This window comes from Belnapia sp. AC561 (assembly GCF_979252845.1).
In genome coordinates, this window is sequence record NZ_CEEDBP010000343.1 from 1 (window position 1) to 253 (window position 253).

General features: G+C 66.0%; 1 protein-coding gene. It reads right to left on the minus strand.

Features of this window, described 5'->3' with window-relative positions:
• The coding region (locus AC0IW9_RS31350) for a 50S ribosomal protein L11 methyltransferase (protein ID WP_471652196.1) at nt 1-253 on the minus strand (253 nt) is incomplete at both ends.

Below are 253 nucleotides of genomic sequence, written 5' to 3' on the forward strand. Positions count from 1 at the left end.
GTTCCTGGCCATCGAGCCATTGCAGGCACAGCGAGGTGGTTGGGTGGGTGCCGGTGCCAAACGCCAGGCCGGGGTCGAGCAGCAGGTTGACTGCGTCCGGCTCGGGTGCTTCGTGCCAGCTGGGTACGATCCACAGGCGTTGGCCGAAGCGCATCGGCGCGAAGCCGTCCATCCAGCTGCGCTCCCAATCCTGGTCGGCAATCGCCTCGAAGTGATGCTCGGGCAATTCGCCGCCGGTCAGCAGCTGCAAATG